15 protein-coding genes are annotated in these 19,996 nt (G+C 64.2%); 7 read left to right on the top strand and 8 right to left on the bottom strand.

Going from position 1 to position 19,996, the window contains the following annotated elements:
* Window positions 1-8 precede the first annotated feature (8 nt).
* The 8 genes from siaA to gshB all read right to left on the bottom strand — a co-directional run bounded on the left by siaA (window position 9) and on the right by gshB (window position 7,919).
* Complete coding sequence (gene siaA, locus CNQ84_RS16020) at window positions 9-2,000, bottom strand: biofilm regulation protein phosphatase SiaA (RefSeq protein ID WP_096005836.1); 1,992 nt, start codon at window positions 1,998-2,000, stop codon at window positions 9-11.
* Between the two features lie 62 nt (window positions 2,001-2,062).
* Window positions 2,063-3,343 (bottom strand): dihydroorotase, encoded by a 1,281-nt coding sequence (locus CNQ84_RS16015; RefSeq protein ID WP_096005835.1) that lies wholly within the window; start codon window positions 3,341-3,343, stop codon window positions 2,063-2,065.
* A 3-nt stretch (window positions 3,344-3,346) separates the two neighbouring features.
* Window positions 3,347-4,342, bottom strand: coding sequence for an aspartate carbamoyltransferase catalytic subunit (locus tag CNQ84_RS16010; RefSeq protein WP_096005834.1), 996 nt, complete (start codon window positions 4,340-4,342; stop codon window positions 3,347-3,349).
* Window positions 4,343-4,349: 7 nt separating this feature from the next.
* The gene (pyrR, locus tag CNQ84_RS16005) at window positions 4,350-4,859 is read right to left on the bottom strand and encodes a bifunctional pyr operon transcriptional regulator/uracil phosphoribosyltransferase PyrR (protein ID WP_096005833.1); all 510 of its coding nucleotides are present in this window, start codon (window positions 4,857-4,859) and stop codon (window positions 4,350-4,352) included.
* Window positions 4,859-5,296 carry a Holliday junction resolvase RuvX gene (ruvX, locus tag CNQ84_RS16000; RefSeq protein WP_096005832.1) on the bottom strand — a complete coding sequence of 146 codons (438 nt, stop codon included), beginning with the start codon at window positions 5,294-5,296 and terminating at the stop codon, window positions 4,859-4,861. Before ruvX ends, pyrR begins: the two co-directional genes overlap by 1 nt.
* Window positions 5,296-5,853 (bottom strand): YqgE/AlgH family protein, encoded by a 558-nt coding sequence (locus tag CNQ84_RS15995; RefSeq protein ID WP_096005831.1) that lies wholly within the window; start codon window positions 5,851-5,853, stop codon window positions 5,296-5,298. Before CNQ84_RS15995 ends, ruvX begins: the two co-directional genes overlap by 1 nt.
* Before the next feature lie 95 nt (window positions 5,854-5,948).
* Window positions 5,949-6,845 carry an energy transducer TonB gene (locus CNQ84_RS15990; RefSeq protein ID WP_096005859.1) on the bottom strand — a complete coding sequence of 299 codons (897 nt, stop codon included), beginning with the start codon at window positions 6,843-6,845 and terminating at the stop codon, window positions 5,949-5,951.
* A gap of 120 nt (window positions 6,846-6,965) precedes the next feature.
* Complete coding sequence (gshB, locus tag CNQ84_RS15985) at window positions 6,966-7,919, bottom strand: glutathione synthase (protein WP_096005858.1); 954 nt, start codon at window positions 7,917-7,919, stop codon at window positions 6,966-6,968.
* 227 nt (window positions 7,920-8,146) lie between these two features.
* Between gshB and CNQ84_RS15980 the strand changes: the two genes are divergently transcribed.
* The 7 genes from CNQ84_RS15980 (at window position 8,147) to CNQ84_RS15950 (ending at window position 19,991) form a co-directional block, all read left to right on the top strand.
* Window positions 8,147-8,560, top strand: coding sequence for a response regulator (locus CNQ84_RS15980; protein WP_096005830.1), 414 nt, complete (start codon window positions 8,147-8,149; stop codon window positions 8,558-8,560).
* A 38-nt stretch (window positions 8,561-8,598) separates the two neighbouring features.
* Window positions 8,599-8,964 carry a twitching motility response regulator PilH gene (gene pilH / locus CNQ84_RS15975; protein ID WP_083725030.1) on the top strand — a complete coding sequence of 122 codons (366 nt, stop codon included), beginning with the start codon at window positions 8,599-8,601 and terminating at the stop codon, window positions 8,962-8,964.
* 45 nt (window positions 8,965-9,009) lie between these two features.
* Window positions 9,010-9,546, top strand: coding sequence for a chemotaxis protein CheW (locus CNQ84_RS15970; protein WP_096005829.1), 537 nt, complete (start codon window positions 9,010-9,012; stop codon window positions 9,544-9,546).
* Between the two features lie 90 nt (window positions 9,547-9,636).
* Complete coding sequence (locus CNQ84_RS15965; RefSeq protein WP_096005828.1) at window positions 9,637-11,676, top strand: methyl-accepting chemotaxis protein; 2,040 nt, start codon at window positions 9,637-9,639, stop codon at window positions 11,674-11,676.
* A gap of 56 nt (window positions 11,677-11,732) precedes the next feature.
* Window positions 11,733-12,614, top strand: a complete 882-nt coding sequence (locus tag CNQ84_RS15960; RefSeq protein WP_096005827.1) for a CheR family methyltransferase — start codon at window positions 11,733-11,735, stop codon at window positions 12,612-12,614.
* Between the two features lie 2 nt (window positions 12,615-12,616).
* The gene (locus tag CNQ84_RS20945; protein ID WP_096005826.1) at window positions 12,617-19,027 is read left to right on the top strand and encodes an Hpt domain-containing protein; all 6,411 of its coding nucleotides are present in this window, start codon (window positions 12,617-12,619) and stop codon (window positions 19,025-19,027) included.
* Entirely contained in the window at window positions 19,020-19,991 is a 972-nt protein-coding gene (locus CNQ84_RS15950; RefSeq protein WP_096005857.1) for a chemotaxis protein CheB, read from the top strand. Before CNQ84_RS20945 ends, CNQ84_RS15950 begins: the two co-directional genes overlap by 8 nt.
* Window positions 19,992-19,996 lie beyond the last annotated feature (5 nt).

The following is a 19,996-nucleotide window of genomic DNA, read 5'->3' as shown; positions in this document are numbered from 1 at the left end:
TTGCGGGCTCAGTCAAAACGGAAACACAACATGGTGATATCGTCGCGCTGCGGATAATCACCCTGGTAGGCGGCCAGTGTATCGCTGAATGCGGCACTTTGCTCGCGCAGTGGCAGGCTGGCGTGGGTGCGCAGCATGTCGGCAAAGCGGCTGTTGCCGAAGCCGAAGCCTTGTTCGCCGCCGGCCTGGTCGAGGAAACCGTCGGTGCACAGGTAGAAAGTGCGACCGGCGCGCAGCTCGATCTGGCTGTTGTGATAGTCGCCCTGACGCTTGTCGCCAAGTGCCCGGCGCGCACCCGGCAGGTGCTCGACCGTCTCGCCGCCGCTGTAGTACAGGGCTATCTTGGCACCGGAGAAGGTGACCTGGCCTTGCTTCAGGTCAACGTAGGCCAGACCGACGTCCATGTTGGTGGCCACCGACTTGGATTCGTTGGCGTCGCTGAGCATGTGGCGCAGGATGCGGTCGGTGCGCTGCAGTACCGCAGCCGGATCATGCATGCCGCAATCGCTGATGGCCTGGTCGAGGGCCGCGTGCGCCAGCATGGTCATCAACGCTCCGGGCACGCCGTGCCCGGCGCAGTCGACGACGCCAAACAGGCAATGGTCCTGATCGCTGTGGAAGATGTAGAAGTCGCCACCGACCACGTCCCGCGGGCGCCAAAGCACGGCGTGGTGCTCGCCCAGGGCGTTGACCAGCTCGCGGTTGGGCAGGATCGAGCGCTGGATCAGGCTGGCGTAGTCGATGGAGTCGGCAATTTTACGCTGCGCGGTGCGCATCTGCTGGTTGACCTCTTCCAGGTCGCGGGTGCGCTCCTGCACGCGCTGCTCCAGCTCCTGGGTATGGCTGCGGACCTTCTTGGCCATGACGCCGAACGCGTCGCTCAGCTCGCCAATCTCGTCGTTGCGTCCCGCCGGCATCGCGACATCGTACTGACCCGCAGCCATGGCCTGGGCTCCGCGCTTGAGCTGGCGCAGCGGGCCCAGCAGCAGGCGCTCGATGGCGAAGGCGAAGATCAGCACCAGAACGATCAGCAGTACGCCCAGACCGATCAGCAGCGGCGTGATCCAGGCGCTGTCGATCACCTCGGCGGTGCTTAGGTCGACGGCGTTGGCGACATACCAGTCCAGCTCCGGCAGGTAGGTAACGGCCAGCAGCTGATGGGCGTTTTGCAGTGTGACGGGCAGCGTGGCGACACTGCCGGTGTGCTGTTGAACTTGCTGCAGGGCCGCGCGGACGGCATCACGTTCCTGTTCGGCGACCAGGCTCAGCAGGTTGCTGCCGCTGGCGGTGCTGGCGCCAGCGCCGGAGTTCATGACGATCAGACTGCGGTCCTGATGGGCCTGGATGGCGCCATCAGCGTCGACAATCATCGGTGTGACGCCGGCGGTATCGCTGGTGATGAAGTCACGAATGAAGTCGGAGAGATCCAGCCCGGAGCCGGCCAGTGCCAGCACGCTGCCGTCTTCGTCCTTGACCACCATGTTGAGCCACACCTTGGTGGTGTCCAGCTCGGGGTTGACGTCGACGTTGAGGTTGAAACCCTCGGTATTGCGCAGGGTGCTGAAGAACCAGCGGTCGGCGTCGTCGTCGGGGTTGAGGATATAGCGTGGCTCGCGGCTGGGAGCCTGGTCGCCGCCATTGAAGTAGTAGCCCAGGGTATCCAGTCGACCAATGAAGTAGGCGTGGTCGCGGAAGTCTGCGCGGTACAGTTCGGCCTCGCGGAAGAACAGGTCGGCCTTGGCCGGGTCGTCCGGATCGCGCAGCCACTGGCGGGTGACCTCGGAATTGGCAAAGCGCAGCGACAGCGCCAGCTCGCGGCTGATCGGCGCGCTGATGCGTTCGCGACTGAGCAGCGTGGCGTTGCGTGCGTAGCCTTCGCCGAAGTGCTGGTGGATGTTATTGAGCACCGACCAGCCGATCAGGCCGGCCGGCACCAATGCCAGTAGACAGGCCAGCAACAGTGCCAGCAGGGATTTACCACGTAAGCCGAATGCGGCCATGCCAGTGTCCTTTCCAGTCGCTCAGTGTTGGCCGGCTGCCCGGCGCCGCGCTGACAGCAGCGTCAGGTCAGTTGATATACCAGTTTTCCGCCATGCAGGGTATGGGTAACCGCTGCGGGCGCGCCTTGCCCGATAAAGGGGCAGTTGCTGCCCCGAGATAGCCAGTTTCGGCCGATCTCGCAGGCCTGCGCTGGATCAAACAGGGTGATGTCCGCCGCGCCGCCAAGCTGCAGCTGGCCGATGCCCACCGGCAGGCCCAGTGCGCTGGCCGGGCCGCTGGTCACCCGCGACAGCGCTGCCGGCAACTCCAGCAGGCCATCGGCAACCAGCGTCAGCGCCAAGGGCAGCAGAATCTCGACGCTGCTGATGCCAGGCTCGGATGCGGCGAAGGGCACGCGCTTGGCCTCGGCTTCGTGTGGCCGGTGATGCGAGGCAATGGCCTGCACCACGCCGCTTTGCACCGCTTCGCGCAGGGCGCGGCGGTCGGCAGCTGAACGCAGCGGCGGCATCACGTGCAGCTGGCTGGAAAAACCAACCAGGTCTTCGTCGCACAGCAGCAGCTGGTAGGCGGCAACGTCGGCGGTCACCGGCAGGCCGCGGGCCTGGGCAGTGGCCAGCATGTCCATAGCGCGGGCGCTGGTCAGGCCGCTGAAGTGCGCGCGTACGCCGGTCTGCTCAATCAACAGCAAATCCCGGGCCAGGGCGACGGTTTCGGCGCTTTCGGGAATACCCACCAGACCAAGGCGTGAGGCGGTGGGCCCTTCGTGGGCCATGCCGCCCTCGGCTAGGTCAGCGTCCTGCGGCGTGAGGATAATGGTCAGGTCGAAAGTGGCGGCGTATTCCAGTGAACGGCGCAGGATGCGGTTGCCGGCCATCGGCGTCAGGCCCTGGGTGAAGGCCACGCAGCCGGCGTCGCGCAGGGCAACCAGCTCGCTGAGTTGCTCGCCTTCCAGGCCCTTGGTCAGGGCGCCGATCGGCAGAACGCGGGCGTTGCCGGCCGCCTGGCTGCGGTCGAGGATGAGCTCGGCAACCGCCGGGGTGTCGAGCACCGGCCGGGTATCGGGCGGACAGCACAGGGTGGTCACGCCTCCGGCGGCGGCGGCGCGCGTTTCGCTGGCGATATTGCCTTTGCGGCTGTGGCCGGGCTCGCGCAGGGCGACGTTGAGATCGACCAGGCCGGGGCAGGCAATCAGGCCGCGGGCGTCGATGCGCTGGCTGGCGTTGAAGCCTTCGGGGGCGGCGCCAATGGCCTGGATGTGGCCGGCGGCGATGTGCAGGTCGGTAATCTCGTCAAACTGGCTGGCGGGGTCGATGACCCGGGCGCCTTCAATCGTCAGTCGCATGGTTCAGTTCGCTTCCTGGGTGAGCTGGCGCTGGGTGGTTTGTCCGGTCATGGCCATCGACATCACGGCCATACGCACGGCGATGCCGTAGGTCACCTGTTTGAGGATCACCGATTGCGGGCCGTCGGCGACATCGGACTCGATCTCGACGCCGCGGTTGATCGGGCCAGGGTGCATGACCAGCGCGTCCGGTTTGGCCAGCGCCAGGGTCTCGCGGGTCAGGCCGTAGAGCCTGTAGAACTCGCTTTCGCTGGGCAGCAGGCCGCTTTGCATGCGTTCTTTCTGCAGGCGCAGCATGATCACCACGTCAACGTCGCGCAGGCCGACGCGCAGATCGTTGAATACGCGCACGCCGTACTGGTCGATCCCCTCTGGCAGCAGGGTGCGCGGGGCGATCACGCGGATATCCGGGCAGCCGAGGGTCTTCAGTGCGAGCATGTTGGAGCGGGCCACCCGCGAATGCAGGATATCGCCGACGATGGCAACCGAGAGGTTCTCGAAGTCACCACGGTGGCGACGGATGGTCAGCATGTCGAGCATCGCCTGGGTCGGGTGGGCGTGGTTGCCGTCGCCGGCATTGATCACAGCCACGTCCGGGCAGACCCGTTCGGCGATAAAGTGCGCGGCGCCGGAATCGCCGTGGCGCACGACGAACATGTCGGCGGCCATTGCCTCCAGGTTTTGCAGGGTGTCGTACAGGGTTTCGCCCTTGCTGGTCGAGGAGGTCGAGATGTTCAGGTTGAGCACGTCGGCCGACAGCCGCTTGGCCGCCAGCTCAAAGGTGGTGCGAGTACGCGTGGAGTTTTCGAAGAAGACGTTGCAGACTGTCTTGCCGCGCAGCAGCGGGACCTTCTTGACGGCGCGCTCGCCCACTTCGAGGAAGGAGTCGGCGGTGTCGAGCAGCTCGGTCAGCAGCTCGCGCGACAGCCCTTCAATAGTCAGAAAGTGGCGCAGCTGGCCCTGTTGGTTGAGTTGCAGGTGGTGCGGCGTCAGGCTCATGGCGATCTCAATTGGTAGCGGCGGTCAGAGTCAGTTGCAGGGGGGCTGGGCCGGTCAATTTTACCCGCTGGCCCGCCGGCAGGGCCAGACTGGCGCCGAGGATGTCGGCGCGGATCGGCAGCTGGCGGGCGTCAACGTCCAGCAAAGTGACCAGAGTGACGGAGGCGGGGCGGCCATAGTCGAACAGCTCGTTGAGGGCGGCGCGAATGGTGCGGCCGGTCATCAGCACATCGTCGATCAGGATGATGTGACGGTCATCGACGGTGAACGGCAGTTCGGAGGGGCGCACTCGCTGCGGCAACCCGTGTTGCTCAAAATCGTCGCGGTAAAAGGCGATGTCGAGGGTGCCCATCGGCGCCTCTGGGGCGACCTTGGCGTGCAGCGCCTCGGCGATCCAAACGCCGCCGGTGTGAATGCCGACAAAGGCCGGGTCAGTGATCTGCCGGGCGTTGAGGTGGGCGCGCAGCTGCTCGGCCATGTCGGCCAGCAGGCCGTCGACCGCAGGAAGTGTACTCATCATGTCTCCTTGCTCTGGCTGCTCAGCCAGGTTTGCAACAGCAGGGCGGCGGCGAGGCTGTCGACCGGATCTTCCCGGTAGCCGCTCGGCGTGCGTCCCTGATCCTTTAAATGTTGTTTTGCCTCGAAGGTGCTCAGGCGTTCGTCGACGGTCTCGACTGGCAACTGGAAGCGGCCATTGAGGCGGCGGGCGAAGCGCGCAGCGCGCTCGCTCATATCGCTGGCGCTGCCGTCCATGTTCAGGGGCAGGCCGACGACCAGTACGTTGGGCTCCCATTCGCGGATCAGTTTGGCGACCTGCTCCCAGTCCGGCACACCGTCGCGGGCGCGCAGGTTGGTCAGCGGCTCGGCGCTGCCGGTGAGCGTCTGGCCGACGGCGACGCCGATCTGACGGGTGCCGTAGTCGAAGGCCATGGCGCGGCGATGGGCGGTCGGCATCAGGCGTGGCCCGCCTGGCTGGTCAGCAGGCTCCAGTCGATACCCAGGGTGCGCGCAGCGGCGCTCAGGCGCTCGCTGCTGGGCAGCTGAAACAGGATGTGATGTTCGGCCGGGCAGCTGAGCCAGACGTTGTTGGCCAGCTCTTGCTCCAGTTGACCGGCGCCCCAGCCGGCGTAGCCGAGGGTGATCAGCGCCTGCTGCGGGCCTTCTCCACACGCCATCGCGCGCAGGATGTCCTGCGAGGTGGTCAGCGTCAGCGGCCCCAGCTCGGCACTCGACTCCCAGCGGCGGTCGCCATCGTGCAGGACAAAGCCGCGTTCGGGCTCCACCGGGCCGCCGTTGAAGACGGTCTGCCGGGCGCGGCCGCTCAGCTCGGGCGCCAGCTGCTCCAGCAGGTCATCGAGGCTGAGTTCGCTGGGCTGATTGATCACCAGGCCCATGGCGCCCTCGGCGCTGTGGTCACAGAGATAAATCAGGCTGTGATCAAAACGGTCGTCGGCCATGTGGGGCATGGCGATCAGAAAATGGTGCGTGAGGTAGTTCGGCGAGGTCTGCATGCCCACAGTATCGGGCCGAAGATCAGGCAGGGCAAGGCGGTTGCGCGTCTGAATGCGCTTGGCGGGGCCAGGTGCTGCAGTGGGGCGTCAGCGGGTCAGAAGCTGGACACGCGGTCACCCGGCTCAAAGCGCCAGGTACGGATGATTTCCAGCACGTCGACATCCATCAGTTCGCCGGTGAACGGCATGAAGGGAGCGGCCAGTCGGACAATACGGATGGCCGCGTCGTCGAGAATCTTCTCGCCTGAGGATTCAAGGATGCGCACATCGCGCAGGCTGCCGTCACGGTTGATCTGGACCATCAGCCGCAGACTGCCGTAGATACGGTTGGCGCGGGCTTCGGCGGGGTAGTTGAGGTTGCCCACCTGCTCCACCTTGCGGCGCCAGGCATCCTTGTAGAACGCTCCCTTGTCGGCCATGGTCGAGGCGGCGTTCAGCCGCAGGATGCGCGGACGGCGTGCGTAGGCCTGGCGCTCTTCGGCCAGTTGGGCTTCCAGGCTGGCGATTTCACGCGAGAGGTCGCTCATGTTGAAGCTCAGCTCGGCGGTGGGTGCTGGCTCCGGCTTGGCGGTCGGCGGTGCGGCGGTGACCTGGTCGACCTTGGGCGCGCTGGTGGTGATGACCTTTTGCTGCTCCTGCTCCGGCGGCGGTGCGCTGACTTGCTGCTGGGGGGTGACTTCGTGGATCTCGCTATCCTGAAAGTCTGCTTCTTCGGTGGTGCTGGGCGCGGCCTTTTCTTCCAGCGTGCCGCTGCCCTGCTGGTTGATCTGGGCCAGGTAGTCGGCCTCTTCCGGGGCCTCGTCGGCCCGCTGTGTGGCCAGGGTGATTTCCAGGCTTTTGGTCAGCTCGCTGGGTGTCGGCAGATCAAAGGTGATACCGAGAATCAGCAGGGCGTGCAGCACCGCAGCGATAAACAGGGTGAAACCCAGGCGGTCACGGGAGGTGACGGTACGGGCTTGGCTGGGCGCAGGAGGGGTCACGGCGGTATTCATGCTGTCCATAGGCGAACTCGGTATCCGTGGAAGTCTGCCCGCCGACGGCACAAAAGTCCATGTGCTGTTCTGTGGGGCAGGTCACGCCGTCGGTGTCGACGGCGTGCGAGCGGGGGTGTTTCAACGCGCCTGCAGCAGGGCTTCGATCGCGTTCATCAGGCGGCCGCCAATGTCGGTGTCGTAGGCCGCATCGATTTCGCGGATGCAGGTCGGACTGGTGACGTTGATTTCGGTCAGGTAATCGCCAATCACGTCCAGGCCGACAAACAGCAGGCCGCGCTCGCGCAGGGCCGGGCCGACCTGGGCCGCGATCCAGCGATCGCGCTCGGTCAGCGGGCGCGCCTCGCCACGGCCGCCAGCGGCCAGGTTGCCGCGCGTCTCACCCTGCTGCGGGATGCGCGCCAGGCAGTAGGGGACCGGCTCGCCCTGGATCATCAGGATACGTTTGTCGCCGTCCTTGATTTCCGGCAGATAGCGCTGGGCCATGATCTGCTGGGTGCCGTGTTGAGTCAGTGTCTCGATGATCACGCTGAGGTTGGGGTCATTCTCTCTTATGCGGAAAATCATGGAGCCGCCCATGCCGTCGAGCGGTTTGAGAATAACGTCACGGTGCTGCAACGCGAATTCGCGCAGAATGTCGGCGCGCCGGGTAACGACGTGATCCGGTGCGCATTGCGGGAACTGGGTAGCAAACAATTTCTCGTTGCAATCGCGCAGACTGGCTGGGCGGTTGACGATCAGTACACCGTCACGCTCGGCCGCTTCCAGAATGTGGGTGGCGTAGAGAAACTCGTTGTCGAAGGGCGGGTCCTTGCGCATCAGCACAACGTCCAGGCTGTCCAGCGGGGCCTTTTGTTCCTCGCCCAGCTCGTACCAGTGGGCGGGATCGGCAAATACCTTGAGCGGGCGCAGGCAGCCGTGAGCCTTGCCGTCGACCAGGTAGAGGTCCTGCGGCTCCAGGTAGAAGAGCTCCCAGTCGCGTTGGGCGGCGGCCAGCAGCATGGCCAGTGAACTGTCTTTCTTGTAATGGATCGCGTTGATCGGATCCATCACGATACCGAGGCGGATTCGCATGGGCAGTGTGTATTCCAGGCTGTTGCAGGGGGCTTCGAGTGTAGCGCCGCCGGCGTCGTGCAGCCAGTGCGTGGTGCTTTTGCGCAAGCTGTATCGTCGCTGGGATGGGTTTATAGATTGGTCGTCGAATCTATGCTAAAAGTACGCCGACAGGGAATTGGCTGGTCAGCGGCTGCGTCGGCGCAGCCAACAGGTACGACCCTCCATCAAAAACAAAGGCTGGTCTTATGGAAGAAAATTTCGAGAGCCTGAAAGTCATGGTGATTGACGACAGCAAGACGATTCGACGCACGGCAGAGACCCTGCTGAAAAAGGTCGGATGCACCGTCATCACTGCGGTCGACGGCTTTGACGCGCTGGCCAAGATTGCCGACAACCACCCGGATATCATCTTTGTCGACATCATGATGCCTCGTCTTGACGGGTATCAGACCTGCGCGCTGATCAAGAACAACAGCGCCTTCCGGGCGACGCCGGTCATCATGTTGTCCAGCAAGGACGGTCTGTTCGACAAGGCCAAGGGCCGTATCGTCGGGTCAGACCAATACCTGACCAAACCCTTCAGCAAGGAAGAGCTGTTGGGTGCCATCCGCGCCCACGTCCCGCAGTCCGGCAATCTGGCCGGTGCCGCCGGCGCCTGAGCGCGAACGCAACACAGAGCACAACCCGGGGGAGTCTGATGGCCCGTATTTTGGTAGTAGATGATTCGCCGACCGAGCTGTACAAGCTGACCGGCATGCTGGAAAAACACGGCTATGAGGTACTCAAGGCCGAGAACGGTGCCGACGGCGTGGCCCTGGCCCGCCAGGAGAAGCCCGACGCCGTCCTGATGGATATCGTGATGCCCGGCCTGAACGGCTTTCAGGCAACGCGGCAACTGACCAAAGATCCGGAAACCGGACACATTCCCGTCATCATCGTAACCACCAAGGACCAGGAAACCGACAAGGTGTGGGGTACTCGTCAGGGCGCCAAGGACTATCTGACCAAACCGGTCGACGAGTCCACCCTGATCAAGACCCTGAAAACCGTACTCGGCAGCTAGGGCCGACGTTACTTGATGCCGGATAAGAACGAGAACAGGGACGGCATGTCAGATATTCAACATCCCTTCGAGCTGCTGCAGCAGCTCGCCAGCCAGTGCCGCCAGCAGGCCGCAGGCCTGCCGTCGCAGGACGTGGTCAGTGAGACCTGGAGCGGCGTAGGCTTTCGCCTGGCCGGTTGCACCATGCTGGCGGCCATGGGCGAAATCACTGAAATTCTGCACGAACCGCGCTACACCGCGCTGCCCCGGGTCAAGGCCTGGGTGCGGGGTGTGGCCAACGTGCGTGGCCGTCTGTTACCCATCATTGATCTGAGCCGGTTCTTCGGCGTCAGCACCACGGCTGCCCGCAAGCAGCGTCGGGTGCTGGTGCTGGATCGTGATGATCTGTTCGTTGGGCTGCTGGTAGATGAGGTGCTGGGGATGCAGCATCTGCCGGTGAATACCTTCAGCACCGAGTTACCGGCGCTGGATGCGCAGGTGCGGCCCTACATTGTAGGGGCGTATCGGGGAGAGCGTGAGGCGCTGGTTTTCAACTTTCGCGCCCTGGCACACGACCAGCAGTTTCTGGACGTTGCCATCTGATGGACTTGGGCGCGGTAGCGGCCTGGCCGCCACCGCGACAGGAGCATGTAGCCAGTAATAACAGCCGTAGGCCAGGTAGGGGCCAGTCATATGAAGCTAATTGATACACAGACGCTGTCTTCCTTGCGAAGCAACCGCACGGTCCTGGGTCTCGGTGCCGTACTGGTCGTTTCGCTGGTACTGCTGATCGCCAACTTCTTTTACCTGAACACCCAAAGCTCGCGTGATACGGAGTACATCGGTCACGCGGGTGAGCTGCGCGTACTGTCGCAGGAAATCTCCAAGTCGGCCACCGAGGCGGCCACCGGTACGCCGGAGGCCTTTGGCCTGCTGCTGACGGCGCGTAACGACTTCCAGCAACGCTGGGACTACCTGGTCAACGGTGATCCGTCCTCCAACCTGCCGCCGATGCCTGACAGTCTGCAGGCGCAGCAGGCCAAGGTGCAGGCCGACTGGGATCGCATGCGTGGCAACGCCGACGCGATTCTGGCCAGCCAGACCACGGTACTCTCGTTGCACGAGGTAGCAATCACCCTGTCCGATACTGTGCCGCAACTGCAGGTCGAGTACGAAGACGTGGTAGACGTGCTGATTGCCAGCGGCGCGCCCGCTGATCAGGTCGCCATTGCCCAGCGTCAGTCGCTGCTGGCGGAGCGGATTCTCGGCTCGGTTAACCGGGTACTCGAAGGTGACGAGGATGCGGTCATGGCGGCGGACAGCTTCGGCCGTGACGCCAGCCTGTTCGGTCGCGTACTCCAGGGCATGCTGGAAGGTAACCCCAGCATTGGCATTGCGCCGGTAACCGACCCTGACGCGGCCAGCCGACTGCAGGAAATCCAGTCGCTGTTCCGCTATGTATCGGACTCGGTGGACCAGATTTTGCTGACCTCTCCCGAGCTCTATCAGGTACGTACCGCAGCCAACGAAATCTTCTCCGGCTCCCAGCTGATGCTCGACAACCTGTCGGAGCTGGCGCAGGGCTTTGAAAGCCGCGCTGATTCGCGCGTTGCCAACAGCCTGCTGGGCTATGTGCTGGCGGCGATCGCCTTCATGTGTCTGCTGCTGATCGGTATTCAGCTGACCCGCGATACCCGTGAACGTCTGGCGGAAACCCGCGAGAAGAACGAGCGTAACCAGGCAGCGATTCTGCGTCTGCTGGACGAGATCGGTGATCTGGCCGACGGTGACTTGACCGCTCAGGCAACGGTAACCGAGGACTTCACCGGCGCCATCGCTGACTCCATCAACGAGTCCATCGACCAGCTGCGTGCGCTGGTAGGTACCATTAACGACACTGCTCAGGAAGTGGAGCGCGCCGCCCAGGAGACACAGGGTACCGCGATGCACCTGGCCGAGGCCTCCGAGCACCAGGCGCAGGAAATCGCCGGCGCCTCGGCGGCGGTAAATGAAATGGCTGTGTCGATCGACCAGGTATCGGCCAACGCCTCCGAATCGGCGGCGGTAGCGGAGCGCTCGGTAGCCATCGCCAACAAGGGTAACGAGGTGGTACAGAACACCATCGTTGGCATGGACACCATTCGTGAGCAGATCCAGGACACCTCCAAGCGGATCAAGCGTCTGGGTGAGTCGTCCCAGGAGATCGGTGACATCGTCAGCCTGATTAACGACATTGCCGACCAGACCAACATTCTGGCTCTTAACGCGGCGATCCAGGCCTCTATGGCCGGTGATGCCGGTCGCGGCTTCGCGGTGGTTGCGGACGAGGTTCAGCGCCTCGCGGAACGTTCCTCCGGTGCAACCAAGCAGATTGAAGCGCTGGTTAAGACCATTCAGACCGATACCAACGAAGCGGTTATCTCGATGGAACAGACCACCTCCGAGGTGGTCCGCGGTGCCCGACTGGCGCAGGACGCCGGTGTGGCACTGGAGGAGATCGAGAAGGTATCGACCAGCCTTGCAGCGTTGATTCAGAACATTTCCAACGCAGCACGTCAGCAGGCGTCTTCGGCCGGTCACATTTCCAACACCATGAACGTGATTCAGGAAATCACCTCGCAGACATCCGCCGGTACCACTACCACGGCGCGCAGCATCGGTGAGCTGGCGAAACTGGCCGAGGCCATGCGCCAGTCGGTTGACGGCTTCACGCTGCCGCAGCAGGGCGACTAAGCTGAGTCGGGTGGCAGGCAACTGCCACCCCGAAACGCCGAGTGCGAGGGTCACACGTGCAGACAACGCAAAACTGGTCGCTGCAGCAGCTGCCAGACATGGACACGCAGCAGTTTCGGCAGTGGCAGACGCTGCTTGAAGCGCGCACAGGCGTGTGCGTCAGCGACCAGCGCAAGACCTTCCTGCAGACCAGCCTCTGCGCCCGCATGCGGGCGCTCAGTCTGAATGACTATCAGGCCTACTACGAGTATGTCACTCAGGGTGCCTCGGGCGCGGTGGAATGGTCCTCGCTGATCGAGCACTTGACCGTGCGCGAAACCAGCTTCATGCGGCATCGTCCGTCCTTTGATGCGGTCGGTCGCCACCTCGACCGACTGCTGGAGAACCGCCCGGCTGATCGCCCGCTGCAGTTGTGGAGCGTGGGTTGCGCCAGCGGCGAAGAAGCATACTCGCTGGCCGTGATGGCCGAGCAGAGTCTGCGCAACGCCAAGGCGCAGACCAGCTACGGCATCTGGGCAACTGACATCAGCCTGAAGGCGCTGGAACAGGGGCGCACTGCCATCTATTCCGGGCACCGGCTGGGTGGTCTGAACGAGCGTGAACGGCGCGAGTGGTTACAGCCGCTGGCCAATGACAAGCACGAAGTAGCCTACGGTCTGCGTGACCGGGTCTGCTTTTCTCGACTGAACATTCTTGAACTGGCCCAGGCTCCGATTCAGGACCTGGATATCATCTTCTGCCAGAACCTGCTCATCTACTTCCGTCGCTGGCGTCGTCGCGACCTGCTGAACCTGCTGGCCAGACGCCTGGCTCCGGGTGGCATGCTGGTGATCGGATTGGGTGAAATCATGGACTGGAACAATCCCCTGCTCGAGCGTTTGCCTGATGATCAGGTACAGGCCTATGTGCGCCGGGATAGCATTGAACGTCTGGAGTGACTATGGGTGATCGGCATGATTATGTCGCGCTTGACTGGGTCAAGGGCGAGATATCCGAAACGCTAAATCAGGCGCGACAGGCGCTGGAAGCCTTTGTCGATAACCCTGAAGACTCGACTCGGCTGCGCTTTTGCCTGACCTACATCCATCAGGTGCACGGCACACTGCAGATGGTCGAGTTCTACGGCGCGGCGCTGCTGGCCGAGGAAATGGAGCAACTGGCTCAGGCCCTGATGAATGGCAGCGTCAGCCGTGAGGGCGAGGCGCTGGAAATCCTCATGCAGGCTATCCTGCAGATGCCGGCCTACCTGGACCGGGTGCAGACCGGCCGGCGTGATCTGCCCATGGTGCTGTTGCCGCTGCTCAACGACATGCGCACCGCCCGGGGCGACAAGCTGTTGTCGGAAAATGCGCTGTTTAGCCCGGAACTGGAAAACAGCGACGTACCGGCCGGCGAGACCGAACTGGCGGACCTCAGCAGCGAGCAGAACGTGCTGCAGCTGCGCAAGTTGCGTCAGGCTCTGCAGATGGCTCAGGCGGGTGTGATTCGTGGTCAGGATGTGGCCGTCAACAGCCGTCACTTGCGTAACGTCTTTGCGCGGCTTGAAACCCTGTGTCAGGGCGCGCCTTACGCGCGTTTGTGGTCGATTTTTGCCGGTGTGGCTGAAGGTCTTGAGCTGGGCAGCATTGAAAATGGCGCGGCAGTGCGTCAGCTGCTGCGTCAGGCTGATCAGGAACTGCGCCAGCTCAAGGCGGGCGGCGCCCGAGCGCTGCAAAGCAATCCGCCGCGCGAGCTGCTGCGTAACCTGCTGTTTTACGTGGCCAAGAGCGCCGACGGCAGTCCCCGGCTGGACGCGTTGAAAGAACGCTATCAGCTCAAGGGCGCCTGGACCGACGAGCAGCGCGCCGCCGGTGACCGCCTGGTTGGTCCCGATCGCGAGGCCATACAGTCGGTCGCTCTGGCACTGGGCGAAGAGCTGTTGCAGGTCAAGGACCAGCTGGACCTGTTTGTGCGCGGTGATCGTTCGCAACTCGACGGCCTGGAGACGCTGCAACCGGTCATGAAGCGTATCGCCGACACGCTGGCGATGCTTGGACTCGGGCAACCGCGCCGTGTGCTGCTGGAGCAGATTGATCAGGTCGGTCGTCTGGTTAGCGGCGAGTCGGCCATGACGGATGCCGCATTGATGGACGTCGCCGGTGGCATGCTTTACGTCGAAGCCAGCCTGCAGGGCATTCTCGGGCTGGAGCGCAGCGATCAGGCCGACGGCCTGGATGGCGACATGCAGCGCCTCGCTGCCGCGCAGGACATTGCTCAGGTTCACCAACTGGTGGTACAGGAAGCGCGCAACGCGCTGGAAGAAACCCGCGAAGCCATCAACGCCTTTATTGCCAATCAGTGGGATCACCGCCAGCTGGAGCCGATTGACGACCTGCTCAACAGTGTGCGCGGCGGTTTGTCGATGGTTCCGCTGGAGCGCGCTGCAGCCGATGTTGCCGCCTGTCGACGTTATATTCGTGAGCAACTGGTGGCCCAGCGGCAGGTACCGGACTGGACCGCACTGGATGCCCTGGCTGACGTCATTACCAGTATTGATTATTACCTTGAGCGCCTGGCGGAAGACGATGCCGATCGCGGCGACAGCATTCTGGATGTCGCCGAAGGCCGTTTGCGCCTGTTGGGTTATCACCCCGAGCAGCTGCCTGACGAAGTGGCCGCCGAGCCCGAACAAGCCGAACAGGACCAACCCGAGGCTGGCGAGCCGCTGGCATTGGAGCCCCTGCAGGATGACACTGCTGAGCCAGAGCCAGAGCCAGAGCCAGAGCCAGAGCCAGAGCCAGAGCCAGAGCTGGATAATGCAGCCGAAACCGACGCTCCGGCTGAGCCAGAAACGACCGCACCGGCAGCAGAGCCCAGTCGCGATGACGTGCTCAGCGAGGCGAGCGCTGACGAAGACGAGCTGGACCCCGAACTGGTCGAGATCTTTGTCGAAGAAGCCGGCGAGGTGCTGGACACCCTCAGCGAATTTACGCCCCAGTGGCAAGCCGACGCGGATGACGCCAAAGCCCTTGGCGAAGTGCGCCGTGCGTTCCACACCCTCAAGGGCAGCGGCCGGATGGTCAAGGCCGGCGTGCTGGCCGAGCTGGCGTGGTCGGTCGAGAACATGCTCAACCGGGTCATGGACCGCAGCATCAACGCCAGTCCGGCGCTGTTCCGGGTGGTCAACGAAGTACGCGCACTGATGCCGCAGCTGGTTGAGGACTTTGCGGCTGGCCAGCAGCGTCCGCTGCCGGATGTGGAGCGCCTGGCCGCTGCCGCCGATGCGCTGGCGCGGGGTGAAACACCGGTGCTGGATGCCTTGCCGGTCGAGGCCGGTGAGCCGGAGATACTTGACGCGGCGCCCGCCGGCGACACACTGATCGCCGAAGCCGAAGCCGAAGCCGAAGCCGAAGCCGAAGCCGAAGCCGAAGCCGAAGCCGAAGCCGAAGCCGAAGCCGGCGACGACTGGATGGAGCTGCAGCCGCTGGACGTCACGGCGCTGGAGGATGTGCTGCCGGCAGAGACCGATAGCGTCGAGGCCGACGAGCCCCTCGAGCAGACGCCGCAGGCTCAGGACTGGAGCGAGGCGCTGCCTGCCGCCGAGGAAGACAGTCCGCTTGACTTTGGCCCCGCCGAGGACACCCTGTCGCCAGAGCCAGAGCCAGAGCCAGAGCCAGAGCCAGAGCCAGAGCCAGAGCCAGAGCCAGAGCCAGTGGTTGCCGGCGGCATGGACCCGGTGCTGCTGGATATCTTCCGTAATGAAACCCGCACGCATATCGACCAGATCAATGCGTATCTGGGCGAGTGTCGCGACTACGGTTTGCCGCGCGCGCTCAGCGACGCATTGCAGCGAGCCCTGCATACGCTCAAGGGCAGTGCGCACATGGCCGGCGTCCAGCCCATCGCCGTGCTGGCCAGCCCGCTGGAAAAACTGTGCAAGGAGTTCAAGGCCAACCTGGTGTCAGCCGACGCCGCACTGGTCGAGCTGCTGAGCGACGCGGTGACCCTGTTCGAACAGGGCCTGCAGCAGTTGGCGTACGACCCGCATGCGCCGATTGCCGGCACCGACGACTTCCTGCGGCGTCTTCAGCAACTGCACCAGCAGGGCCTGATGGCGCGGGAAACTGGGCGCGGCGAGTTGGAAGCGCCGGACAGCGCCGACCTGATGTCGATCTTCCTGACCGATGGGATCGACTTGCTGCTGGATGTCAGTGATGAGCTGAGCATGCGTCAGCCCGGCGCGTCCGTTGAGCTGGACAGCGACGGCCTGGTCCGCAGCCTGAACTCGCTGGCGGAGGTTGCCGGCGAGGTTGAGCTGGGTCCGCTGCAACAGCTCGCCGAGACCCTGGAGCATGTCCATGAACGTCTGCACAGCGGCCTGCTGCTGCCCGACGAGGACGTGCTGCAGGCGCTGGCCGACGGACACGAGCGGCTGATCGGCATGATGGATCAGGTCGCGGCGCATCAGCATCTGCTACCTGCCACGCGTGAGCTGCAGGCCCTGCAGGCGCTGATTCCCGGCGCGGTTGACGCTGCCCCGGCGCCCGCGCCGGCCAGCACTGCTGCCAGCCTGCCTGCCAGCGGCAGCTGGAATCCGGCCCAGGCCGGCACCGATGCTGAGCTGGTCGACATCTTCCTGGAGGAAGCCCAGGAGATTATCGACAGCGCTTCGGCGAGCCTGCAGCAGTGGATTGCCGACACCGGCAATACCATCGCCGTCGAGGCATTGCAGCGTGATTTGCACACCCTCAAGGGTGGTGCGCGCATGGCCGAGATCCGTCCGGTAGGCGACTTGGCCCATGAGATGGAATTTGTCTACGAAGGCCTCTGTGACCAGCGCTACCAGCCCAGTCAGGGGCTGATAGCGCTGTTGCACGCCTGTCACGATGCCCTCGCGGATATGGTTGAGGGTGTGGTGGCTGGTCGTCCGATCAGCGACGGCGCGGCTCTTATCTCGGCGATCAACGGTTTCCGCAAACACCCCGATCAGGAGCCCGTGCTGCCCGGCGCTGGCACCGAGCCGGCGCCAGTGGTGCCCGAGCCGGATGCCGCTGAGGTCGTCGCGCCGGCCGGCCCCGCGCTGCCTGGCATGCTGGCCATGTTTGTCGAAGAGGCCCGTGAGCTGCTGGCGCCCTGCCAAACGCTGTTGCTCGCGCTGGACGATGACCCGAGCGCGGCAGCGAACCTGCTGCACCGTATCGAAACCCTCAAGGGCAGCGCCCGTCTCGCCGGTCAGCAGGCGCTGGCCGACCAGGCCAGACAGCTGGAAGCGGCGCTGCACGAGGGGCGCGCTGACAGTGCCCAGCTGTCCGCGCTGGAACAGGCGGTGGATGCGCTGGCAGCCGGTGCTGACTGGTCGCCGGCAGCTGAACCGGTCTTTACACCGCCGGCCACGCCCCCAGCCGCTCCGGCGCCCGCAGCTCCGGCCGTGGCGTCCGAGGGGCCGTCCCTTGCCGAGGTCAACGGCATGCTGCGCGAGGCCATGGAGGCCAGCAGTCAGGCGGCGGGCGATAGCAGCGCCAAGCGCAGCACCAGCCAGGAAAGCGTCAAGGTATCGGCCAACCTTTTGGAGGAGCTGGTCAACCTGGCGGGCGAAACCTCTATCTTCCGTGGTCGTATCGAGCAGCAGGTGAGCGATGTCGGTCACCTGCTCGAAGACGTTGAGAGCACCATTGAGCGTGTGCGTGATCAGTTGCGCCGGCTTGATATGGAAACCCAGGCACAGATTCTGTCGCGCCACCAGGACGAACTGGGCGCGGGCTACGAGGATTTTGACCCGCTGGAAATGGACCAGTACTCGCAGTTGCAGCAGCTGTCGCGCTCGCTGTTCGAGTCGGCCTCTGACTTGCTGGACCTGAAGGAGACGTTGGCGACCAAGAGCCGCGACGCCGAAACCCTGCTGTTGCAGCAGGCACGGGTCAACACCGAGCTGCAGGAAGGCCTGATGCGCACGCGCATGGTGCCATTTGAGCGCTTGCTGCCACGGCTGCGTCGGGTGGTGCGCCAGGTAGCCGGTGAGCTTGGCAAACAGGTCGAGCTGGTGGTTGGCAACGCCGAAGGCGAGATGGACCGTAGCGTGCTCGAACGCATGATCGGGCCGCTGGAGCACATGCTGCGCAACTCGGTGGATCACGGTATCGAATTGCCGGATAGCCGCGCTCAGTCCGGCAAGCAGACAGAGGGGCGCATCTGGCTGGATCTGGCACGTGAGGGCGGCGAAATTGTCCTGACGCTGCAGGATGACGGCGCCGGTATCCGCCTGGATGCTGTACGCAGCAAGGCCATCGAGCGTGGCCTGATGGACGCGGACGCCGAACTGACCGATCAGCAGGTACTGCAGTACATTCTCGAGGCGGGGTTCTCTACCGCCGAGAAAGTGACCCAGATCTCCGGGCGTGGCGTCGGCATGGATGTGGTCAACGCCGAGGTCAAACAGCTGGGTGGCAACATGACCCTGAGCACCGAGCCGGGCGTGGGGACCACCTTTGTGATTCGCCTGCCGTTCACCGTGTCGGTCAACCGCGCGCTGATGGTCTACTCCGGCGAAGACCTGTACGCCATTCCGCTGAATACCATCGAGGGCATCGTGCGGGTCTCCGGCTACGAGCTGGAAGCCTATTACGCACCCGATGCGCCGCCCTTCGAATACGCCGGCAAAACTTATGACCTGCGCTACCTGGGTGACCTGCTGGTTACCGGTCAGCAGCCGAAGCTGACCGGCCACAGCCTGCCGCTGCCGGTCATTCTGGTGCGCGGCGCCGAGCACAGCGTGGCGGTGCAGGTCGACGCCCTGGCTGGCTCGCGGGAGATCGTGGTGAAAAACCTGGGCAAGCAGTTTGCCGTGGTGCCAGGTATTTCCGGCGCGACCATTCTCGGCGATGGCCGGGTGGTGGTGATTCTCGACCTGCTGGCGGTGATTCGTGCCCAGCAGGCGCTGAATGCCCAGCAGCAGTTGGCGGCGGAGCGCGCCGGCGACGGAGTCGACTACGCCGAGGAGCGACCGACCCTGGTCATGGTGGTGGACGATTCGATCACCGTGCGTAAGGTCACCACGCGCCTGCTCGAGCGCAATGGCATGGAGGTGGTGACGGCCAAGGATGGGGTGGATGCGATTGCCAAGCTGCAGGACCTGACTCCGGACATCATGCTGCTGGATATTGAAATGCCGCGCATGGACGGCTTCGAGGTGGCCACGCTGGTGCGTCATGATGAGCGTCTGTCGCAGTTGCCGATCATCATGATTACCTCGCGTACCGGCGAGAAGCACCGTGAGCGCGCACTGTCGATCGGGGTCAACGAGTATCTTGGCAAGCCCTATCAGGAAGCGCAGTTGCTGGAGGTGATTGCCGAGTTGGTTGCTGCGGGTGACTGATCATGCCGCGGCGATCGCGCTGCTGGCCGGGCATGCCGGCAAGCGCCGCAAGCTGGCACAGGTGCTGGCGGAGTTCGGCTATGCAGTCGTCTTCGCCGATGACCCGGCCGGGTTGACGGCGAGCGAGCTGGAGCAGGTCAGCACGGACGCCTGGCTGCTGGAGTTGGCCGAGGAGTCTCCGCTGGCCGACTGGCTGCTTGAACATAGCAGCGCGCCGGTGTTGCTCGGCGCGGGCGAAATCCCTGAACAGGACAGTGAGGACTATCCCCGCTGGCAGCGCCGGCTCTACGGCAAGTTGCTGCCGTTGCTGGGCGAGCCGCCGGGTGGTCAGGCACCGGTGCTGCCGGCGCCGCTGTTGCCTGCCGCAAGGCCGCAGCAGGCGCCCTGCGTCTGGGTGCTTGGTGCCTCGCTGGGCGGTCCGGCTGCGGTCAAGCAGTTCCTGGATTGTCTGCCGGCCGACTTGCCGGTGGCCTTTATCTATGCCCAGCATATCGACGCCGGGTTTGAGCAACAGTTGCCGCAGATTCTGGGGCGCCAGAATGACTGGCGCATCGTCAACTGTCAGCCGGGGGCGCACCTGCAGGCAGGTGAAGTGCTGGTTGCGCCGATCGCGCGGAGCCTGGACTTTGGCGCCGACGGTGAGGTGTTGTTGAGTGACGCTCCGTGGCCCGGGCCCTATCGGCCTTCGATTGCCGCGGTGCTGGATGCGGTGTGTGATGGCTTTGGCCCCGCCTGCGGCGCAATCATTTTCAGTGGTATGGGGGAGGATGGCGTCGAGGCCTGTGGCCGCATGCGCCGCCAAGGTATCGAAGTCTGGACCCAGGATACCGCCAGCGCAGCCTGTGCAACCATGCCCGGGGCCGTGCAGGCGGCCGGTTTCAGTCATCGCCAGGGCACTCCGGAGCAGCTGGCGCAGGCGCTGCAGCACTGGCTGCGGCAAGAATGGTCGGCCCTGGCCGGCTAGAGCAA

The sequence above is a fragment of the Pseudomonas abyssi genome (assembly GCF_002307495.1).
Taxonomy (GTDB): domain Bacteria; phylum Pseudomonadota; class Gammaproteobacteria; order Pseudomonadales; family Pseudomonadaceae; genus Halopseudomonas; species Halopseudomonas abyssi.
The sequence above is the reverse complement of the archived record's forward strand: the minus strand, read 5'-3'. Positions and strand labels throughout refer to the sequence as shown.